We start from the raw sequence: 7,932 nt of genomic DNA, 5'->3' as shown, positions 1-7,932 counted from the left end.
TATCTCACGATGTTCAAGGAGACGTTCTAACACTCATCCTATTTGATACTGAGACAAACAGCTCCCCTGAAATCCGAATACAGCGGGACGTAACATCATTCCGCAAATGAGAGAGCAGAAAAGCGGCAGCATCGTCTGTATGTCATCCGTTTCCGCGCAACGCGGCGGCGGCATCTTCGGAGGTCCCCACTACAGCGCCGCCAAAGCAGGTGTGCTCGGTCTCGCTCGCGCGATGGCGCGGGAACTCGGCCCGGACAACATCCGCGTGAACTCGATCACCCCAGGTCTCATTCAGACCGACATCACAGGCGACAAGCTCACGACGGAGATGCGCGCCGACGTCATTAAGGGCATTCCACTCGGCCGGCTTGGCGATGCGGCGGACGTCGCGAAGGCGTGCCTGTTCCTCGCGAGCGACCTGTCGACTTACCTCACGGGCATCACGCTCGACGTCAACGGCGGCATGTTGATTCACTAAGAAAGACATTCGCCGCGATCGCGGCGGATGAGTCAACGCACCCGGGGAAAAAGCCGGGGCGATATGGCAGGAGACAAGCATGAAAACGAAGTCCACTGCGCCGTCAATGACGGGCGATGTCACGTCGTTCGCCGATCCGGCGAGCTTCGAATCAAAAACGTATGCGAAAGTCGGACGGCGCCTGATACCGTTCCTGATGCTGTGCTATCTGGGCGCTTATCTCGATCGTGTCAACGTGGGCTTTGCGAAACTGCAGATGCTCAACGACCTGCAATTCAGCGAAACCGTGTATGGCGTCGGTGCCGGGATTTTCTTTCTCGGTTATTTCCTCTTTGAGGTGCCGAGTAATCTCTTATTGCATCGGGTGGGCGCACGTAACTGGCTCGCTCGCATCATGCTGACGTGGGCGGTCATTTCCGCCTGCTTCGTCTTCGTGAAGTCGCCAACCAGCTTCTATGTACTCCGCTTTCTATTGGGCGTAGCCGAGGCAGGATTCGCACCTGGTGTCATACTGTATCTGACCTACTGGTTTCCCGCGGCACGACGCGCGAAGGCACTGTCCTTGTTCTTCATGGCAATTCCCCTTGCAGGGATCCTCGGCGGACCGCTGTCCGGTTTCATCCTGCATGCGTTCCAGGGGGTACATGGCCTGGCCGGCTGGAAATGGTTGTTCGTCCTCGAAGCTGCGCCATCGCTTGTCCTCGGCGTTGCTATCCTGTTTTATCTTGACAACGGTATCGCCGCTGCCAAGTGGCTCACTGATGCGGAAAAGGCGCTCCTCTCACGCAACGTGGCGAACGACAACGCCCACACTGTCGCCCATGTGTCGATCAGGTCATTCATCGGCGATCGTCGGTTGTGGTTGATGGCTGCCATCTACTTCTGCGTCGTGCTCGGTCAGTATGGCCTGACATTCTGGCTGCCGACGATCATCCGCAGGTCGGGCGTTGCCGACCCGTTGTGGGTAGGTATCTTCACTGCCATTCCGTACCTCTGCGCCATCATTGCGCTGCCGCTGGTGGGAGCAAGCGCTGACCGCCATCGCGAACGGCGTCTGCATCTTGCAATCCCGATGCTGGTGTCGGCTGCAGGCTTTGCCACGCTTCCGATGCTGGGCGGTGTAGGTGCGTCGCTGGTGTGTGTCAGCGTGGCCGCCGCCGGCATCCTCGCTTCTTCCTCGCAATTCTGGTCGCTGCCGACCGCGCTTCTCGGTGGCATGTCCGCCGCAGCTGGTATCGCTGCAGTGAACTGCTTCGCTAATCTCGCAGGCTTCTTCTCACCGGCCATCGTCGGCTGGTTGAACGACCTGACTGGTAAGTCGACGGCCGGACTCATCTTCATCTCCGTCGCAATTGTCATCGGTGCCGGGCTTGTTTTCCTCGTGCCAGCCAAAACCGTCAATCGCTGACACCGTTCGCAGCAAAGACTCACTTTTTGATTCAAGGAGACATCATGAACAGTCTGTCATCAGACGCGGTGACGCTCGCTGAGCGCGCCTATCGGATTCGTAGAAACGCCTTGTTAATGGGCGAAGTGCAGGGCCAGGGCTATATCGGCCAGGCACTCGATATCGCCGATGTACTCGCGGTTTCCTACTTCGGCGCAATGAGCTATAGGGCCGACGATCCCGAATGGGAAGGCCGCGACCGCTTCCTGTTGTCTAACGGCCACTATGCAATCGCGCTTTACGCCGCGCTTTTCGAAGCGGGCTTCCTGCCACCGGAAGAACTCGAAACCTACGGCAGCGACGACAGCCGGTTGCCGATGTCCGGCATGGCGAGCTACACGCCCGGCATGGAGATGTCCGGCGGCTCGCTCGGCCACGGTCTCACGATCGCGGTGGGTCGCTGTCTGGGACTGAAGCGCAAGGGCTCAAATGCGTTCGTCTACACGCTCTTCTCAGACGGCGAACTCGACGAAGGCGCGATCTGGGAGGGTCTTATGTCGGCCGCTCACTGGAAGCTCGACAACCTGATCGCCATGGTCGACGTCAACAACCAGCAAGCCGACGGCCCCTCCTCGAAGATCATGGCGTTCGAGCCGCTCGTCGAGAAGCTCGAAGCATTTGGCTGGTTCACACAGCGCGTGGACGGCAACGACATTGACGCAGTGAAGGCGGCCTTCGATGCTGCACGCAATCATCCGAAAGAGCAGCCCCGGATTATCGTTTGCGATACCCGCATGGGCTGCGGCGTGCCGTTCCTCGAAGAACGGGAAAAGAACCATTTCATCCGCGTCGATGCCCATGAGTGGCAACTGGCGCTCGCAGCACTCGAAGCAGGGAGACAAGCATGAGCGACACCACTCTCACCACGAAGCCGCGCCTGAAGACCTCGGCGATGATCGCTTCTATCGCCGGCGAAGGACAAGTCACGCGTTCCGCGCCGTTCGGTCATGCATTGGCCCAACTGGCGCGGGTGAAGAAGAACGTGGTCGGCATGACGGCCGACCTCGGCAAGTACACCGACCTGCATATCTTTGGGAAGGAGTTTCCAGACCGCTACTATCAGATGGGCATGGCCGAGCAGTTGCTGATGGGCGCGGCCGCCGGTATGGCGCATGAAGGCGCCCAGCCGTTCGTCACGACGTATGCCGTGTTCGCGACCCGCCGTGCGTATGACTTCATGCACCAGGCCATCGCCGAGGACAACCTCGACGTGAAGATCATCTGCGCGCTGCCAGGTCTCACGACCGGCTATGGTCCGAGCCACCAGGCGGCCGAGGATCTTGCACTCATGCGCGCGATGCCGAACATGACGGTCATCGATCCGTGCGATGCGCTCGATACCGAGCAGATGGTCCCCGCCATCGCCGCGCATAACGGCCCGGTGTATGCGCGTCTGCTGCGTGGCAATGTTCCGGCCGTGCTCGATGAATATGACTATCAGTTCGAACTGGGCAAGGCGAAGCTACTTCGCGACGGCGCCGAGGTGCTGATCGTCTCGTCTGGCATCATGACCATGCGCTCGCTGGAGGTGGCGAAGTTGCTGGAAGCGGACAACGTGGGCGTTGGCGTGTTGCACGTGCCAACGATCAAGCCGCTCGACACCGAGACGATCTTGCGCGAGGCCCGACGGACGGGCCGGATGGTTGTGGTCGCCGAGAATCATTCCGTGATCGGCGGCCTTGGCGAAGCGGTCGCAACTACGCTGCTCACGGCGGGCGTCACGCCGACGTACCGTCAAATCGCCCTCCCCGATGAATTTCTTGGTGCGGGCGCGCTGCCGACTTTGCACGATCGCTATGGCATCTCGACCAACGTCATGGCAGATACCATCAAGGGCTGGCTTGGATGAGCCCACGCTGTCATCCAGACGCTGCAGCACGGCGGACATCGCTCCGCCTGCGTGTGGAATGGGTCGTCCGCTAGCTTGAGCGGGAACGGTGCGTCAGTTCAGTCGACGCACCGCTACCGAAACAAGCAGAACGCCGACATTTGTTAAGCAAAGCCTGGACGACTGAACAAGACGTTTGATCGGCCGCTTACTGCCTGTCTTCGGCCCCTCAGAATGAGCGAGTGACTGACAGCAACGGGTCGGGCTGCGTCAGTCCGCTCTTCAAACTCATCGCTGGAAAGCGGCCCGTGGAATTCCGCAGCCTGGAAGCGGCCACTCGGCACTGCGTACCCCCGACCCGAAGCGGACGGTCACCGGTCGGGTTCCCTTCAATAGTAGTCCGGTCATCCCGCAGCGACGGATCCTACTCAGCTTGCTGCACTTCAACGTACAATTTGCCAGTTTTTTGTTGTGGCAGTTCATCTGCTGCGACTTGATAGCTAACCTCGAACGAACGGATATCCGCTTGGGTGCTCATTACAATCGTGAACGATCTGAATGAATTCTGAAACCCTTGTTGAATCTTGTCAGCTCGGAAAACCATGGATTTATGGTCGTCATCGATACGTGGCGGCCTCTTCAAAAACGACGTATCGAGCTGTTGGGCGTGTAATATCCCAACGTTATCGATCCCATGAGGCGCCAGAGGCGGAGGTGCCGGTTGATCTGGTGCTTTTGGCAAATCATCATCTTCGTAGACCAGAACACCTTCCGGAAATGTGACTTTTGCCCATACATCTGTCGCAGGTCGTGTCCCTTGGTTCGCAACGGCAAGCCGAAAACTCACAGCTCGCTGTCGAAGCAACCTGTACTCTTTGAGCTGTTCGAGGTACGTCTTATAACTACCGTAGTACCATTGCACGCGCTTGTTGTACCCCTCGAGTTCTTCCTCTGTCCATTCTCTAAATGGCTTAACGCGCCCACGCTGGAATATATCAATTGGCTGCGAACGAAAGAGTTCAAACGGCGACGCTGGGTCTTTCTGTTGCGCCTTTGTTCTTAACGGCGTCTTGGTCATGACGTCAGCTAACGACGGCACATCGTCCAGTTGCACCTCTTGCTGAACGACCAAGACTTTCGGGATGTCTTCGGTTACCTCAACTGACAGCGCTGGCATTGGGTTGCGAAGCAACTGGTCTTCTCTCGGCGCTGCCAGATTCGTCGTGAGCGCAGCAACAAGCTGTTTAACAAGATTCTTTCGAATCTTTTCGATAGTCGGATCCTTTGCACTATCGAGGCGATAGGTAATCGCACCACGCCGGTGCCGCAAGTCGAATGGCAGTTCCTCTGGTTTACCGCCAAAGGCCAGGTTAGCAACGGTAATGACGCGCTGCGGGCCTGCTTCACGGATGGCATAACCCAGCTCGAGCATGACATTGGGATTTGGGATCTTCTTCGTCGCCGTACCTGCCGTGATCTCGGCAATCGGAGTGATATCGGCAACGAATATTTGACAGTCATCGATTTTCCTGAAGATCGTGGACACGATTTCGACCAGTCCTGCTTCGCCCTTGGTGTCATGGTCCAGTTCGAGACGATCAGCAATCTCGAGTTGAAGCTCCTCGGCAACCTTTTCTAAGGCCTGAGCAAGCGCTTCCTTGATGAAGTCTTTGGTAGTTGCGGCGGGAAGGTCGCTCTGCCACGACCAGAAAACGGTTTTGCTCATAAATTCATGCTGACGGTTAAGCTGACGATTGAACTGAAGATTCTACCAAACACCAGCTATGCCTCACCTCCACGAGCAAGCCATTGCCGGTTCTCCTCAATCCTCAATATTGGCATTGGGCGGGAATCCCAGCCTGCAAGACAAGCCAAGCGCGCCTCTCGTTCCCAAGGTGATCTCGACGCGCCCGGCGACCGAAAAAACACGATGGACGTGGGTGCATGGCAGGGCCTGCTGGCCCCCAAGCGAACGACGGATGTCATCGTCACCAAGCTGGGTGCCGCGCTCCAGAAGGCACTGGGCGACCCGGCGTGCGCGGACGCCTGTCCGTGCAGGTTCACCTGCTGTTTCGACATCCTCTGCATTTTGAACGTCTGCTTTGGAGCCCCACGCCCACTGACTGCTTTTGGCCGACCAGAGCCCGACGGCCGCGCGCGTTGAACATCTGGGGCATGCGTATCATGCAAAAGGCATAGCCCGACCCATTGCGGTCCTGCGCCGCCGCGCTATGTCAGGGGCGGCTTTAAATGTCGAACGGTAAATCGGCCATGGAGACTCAGCGGAATGAGGTCGGGCAATCTGTGACTGCCAGCGACAATCTTGCACGAATGTCCGGCCGTGAGGTTCGGTTTTTCTATCGGCGCGGCCCTTTGCAGCAATTTGATGAAGCACGGTCTCCAAGTCGCGTGTGTGTGGCTGGCCCGTTCTCAGCGTCTGGTATCGGAACGAGCTTGTGTGCTTGGTGCTACACCGCGATAGCGTCAATTACGAGATGTACACAGTGTCGGCAATGAGGGTTTGCAAACAGTTTCTAGGCGCGATTTCCGACAATCTTTGGTCGATACACAAGTCCCACCCAGGGGCATTAATGGAGCGATATGAGCGAGAGAACTGTTGGCGACGCGATCAAGATCGCGATAATTGCTGCAATTACCGTTTTGATTTGCGAGGCGATCTGGATTTACAACAGCCCGTTTCAAACCTGCTTACGAGCGCACCCGGAGAACAACTACCAAGCGAATTATTGCGCTCGCGCTGTGAGCGGCGGCAATATGTAAGCTTGTTGAGTAGATCAACCGTCCGAATGTCCTCGGGACACACGGGACGACCGTCGCATTCTGGCCGGGTTGAGGCAGTGCCACCGGTAATTCGCTCGCCGGAGACCGGCCATTGAGGAAGGGCGAACGAGCCCTTGGTTATTCAGATTGGAGGGCGACCTCGACCGGCGGCTCATGGCCGACGACCGCCTCACGCAAGCGGCATGACTGCTTGAGGCCCATGAGGCAGCGATCGGCAGGACGCGACCCAACGCGGACAACCAGTGGCCCTGTTGGTCGATGTCCATTCTTTGAGTACAAGGGTCATTGAAGACTCCCTTCAGCCTCCGTTACGCCGCCATTTTCTTCGCTCGATTAAACGGAGCCTGGAGCAGAGACTACACCGGACAGTGTCCGAAACGATCATGCGAGATCAACGGTACGCACGAACTTCAGCAGTTGATCGCTGACATCGGCGGCGGCCTCATGCTGAACCCAATGCCCCACGTTATCGAGTTCGAGTCCTCCTACAAGGCCTGGTAAGCCGGCGCGAAGGTCGTCGAGGCTGAGCGGATATAGCTCTTTCAGACCGTCTGCCTTGCCCCACATAAAAAAAGACGGCTGAACGATCTTCGCGCCCTTCCACGGAGCGGACAAGGCGAAATACGGCTCCGCCGCGCGGTAGTAATTCAACCCTCCGTGAAAACCGGTACGCTGAAATTCCGCGATGTTATGCGCGACATAGTCCGTTGGCGCCCACGAAGGCAACGGTCCAGGGGCAGCACGATGAAGGCTTCGAGCCGGATCCATTAGACTCCACTGCTGGCCAGCTGGCGCGGTACCTGACGCCCAATACAGAATGCCGGGAACGGTCACCGCTGCGTTGGCCCAGATTTCGTCGGCGTCGGCCCGAATCTGCTCGAACATATAGAACTTGTCTTGAAGCCCCGCCTTGCGCATCCTGTCGAAAACACTGACGTCTCCGCGCGGCACGAAAGGGACGCTGAGGCAGAACACCGCCGCGAACCTGTCCGGGCGCATCAGCCCCGCGTTCCATGCATGGGTCGCCCCCCAGTCATGTCCGACGAGGACGGCCCGGGGAATCGCTAACGCATCGAGCAGGCCAATCAGATCGCCTGCCGTGTGCAACGGTGTGTAGAGGCTTGCGTCGGCTGGAGCCGAGCTTCGTCCATAACCGCGCATATCCGGGGCAATCGCACGAAAACCCGCCGACGCAATGGCCTTCATCTGCCGCCGCCACGTATAGGCGGTGTCCGGGAAACCGTGACAGAACAGCACGGCCGGTCCCTCCCCTTGCTCCGTCACATGCAAGGTAATGCCGTTGGTCGCAATGTCGTATTGTTTGATGCCATTGCTGTCGGAGGCGCTCATGTCATTCCACTCCTTTAGTCGATGTGC

The 7,932-nt window shown here is 58.1% G+C and carries 7 protein-coding genes and 1 pseudogene; 6 read left to right on the top strand and 2 right to left on the bottom strand.

The window, feature by feature from the left end:
* Positions 1 to 94 precede the first annotated feature (94 nt).
* The 4 genes and pseudogenes from HDG37_RS35985 to HDG37_RS35970 form a co-directional block, all read left to right on the top strand.
* Positions 95 to 478: pseudogene (locus tag HDG37_RS35985) on the top strand (SDR family NAD(P)-dependent oxidoreductase); the annotation flags it as partial.
* A 79-nt stretch (positions 479 to 557) separates the two neighbouring features.
* Positions 558 to 1,886: an MFS transporter gene (locus HDG37_RS35980; RefSeq protein ID WP_184055983.1), complete on the top strand. Its 1,329-nt coding sequence runs from the start codon at positions 558 to 560 to the stop codon at positions 1,884 to 1,886.
* 44 nt (positions 1,887 to 1,930) lie between these two features.
* Entirely contained in the window at positions 1,931 to 2,773 is an 843-nt protein-coding gene (locus HDG37_RS35975; RefSeq protein WP_184055981.1) for a transketolase, read from the top strand.
* Complete coding sequence (locus HDG37_RS35970) at positions 2,770 to 3,774, top strand: transketolase family protein (protein WP_184055979.1); 1,005 nt, start codon at positions 2,770 to 2,772, stop codon at positions 3,772 to 3,774. The genes HDG37_RS35975 and HDG37_RS35970 overlap by 4 nt, the downstream gene beginning before the upstream one ends.
* Before the next feature lie 403 nt (positions 3,775 to 4,177).
* Here HDG37_RS35970 and HDG37_RS35965 read toward each other — a convergent pair whose 3' ends face one another.
* Entirely contained in the window at positions 4,178 to 5,479 is a 1,302-nt protein-coding gene (locus tag HDG37_RS35965; protein ID WP_184055977.1) for a hypothetical protein, read from the bottom strand.
* A gap of 6 nt (positions 5,480 to 5,485) precedes the next feature.
* Between HDG37_RS35965 and HDG37_RS35960 the strand changes: the two genes are divergently transcribed.
* Together HDG37_RS35960 and HDG37_RS35955 are read left to right on the top strand one after the other, a co-directional pair.
* Entirely contained in the window at positions 5,486 to 5,917 is a 432-nt protein-coding gene (locus HDG37_RS35960) for a tripartite tricarboxylate transporter substrate-binding protein (protein ID WP_184055975.1), read from the top strand.
* 437 nt (positions 5,918 to 6,354) lie between these two features.
* The gene (locus HDG37_RS35955; RefSeq protein ID WP_184055973.1) at positions 6,355 to 6,534 is read left to right on the top strand and encodes a hypothetical protein; all 180 of its coding nucleotides are present in this window, start codon (positions 6,355 to 6,357) and stop codon (positions 6,532 to 6,534) included.
* 402 nt (positions 6,535 to 6,936) lie between these two features.
* Here HDG37_RS35955 and HDG37_RS35950 read toward each other — a convergent pair whose 3' ends face one another.
* Entirely contained in the window at positions 6,937 to 7,905 is a 969-nt protein-coding gene (locus tag HDG37_RS35950) for an alpha/beta fold hydrolase (RefSeq protein WP_184055971.1), read from the bottom strand.
* Positions 7,906 to 7,932: the final 27 nt, after the last annotated feature.

Source organism: Paraburkholderia sp. MM5384-R2, assembly GCF_014201025.1.
Lineage (GTDB): Bacteria > Pseudomonadota > Gammaproteobacteria > Burkholderiales > Burkholderiaceae > Paraburkholderia > Paraburkholderia tuberum.
The sequence above is the reverse complement of the archived record's forward strand: the minus strand, read 5'-3'. Positions and strand labels throughout refer to the sequence as shown.

What these genes read in the sequence shown, in the direction of transcription:
- HDG37_RS35950 (WP_184055971.1), bottom strand. Translation starts at nt 7,905, where the DNA reads ATGAGCGCCTCCGACAGCAATGGCATCAAACAATACGACATTGCGACC.
- HDG37_RS35980 (WP_184055983.1), top strand. Translation starts at nt 558, where the DNA reads ATGAAAACGAAGTCCACTGCGCCGTCAATGACGGGCGATGTCACGTCG.
- HDG37_RS35960 (WP_184055975.1), top strand. Translation starts at nt 5,486, where the DNA reads ATGCTGACGGTTAAGCTGACGATTGAACTGAAGATTCTACCAAACACC.
- HDG37_RS35970 (WP_184055979.1), top strand. Translation starts at nt 2,770, where the DNA reads ATGAGCGACACCACTCTCACCACGAAGCCGCGCCTGAAGACCTCGGCG.
- HDG37_RS35965 (WP_184055977.1), bottom strand. Translation starts at nt 5,479, where the DNA reads ATGAGCAAAACCGTTTTCTGGTCGTGGCAGAGCGACCTTCCCGCCGCA.
- HDG37_RS35955 (WP_184055973.1), top strand. Translation starts at nt 6,355, where the DNA reads ATGAGCGAGAGAACTGTTGGCGACGCGATCAAGATCGCGATAATTGCT.
- HDG37_RS35975 (WP_184055981.1), top strand. Translation starts at nt 1,931, where the DNA reads ATGAACAGTCTGTCATCAGACGCGGTGACGCTCGCTGAGCGCGCCTAT.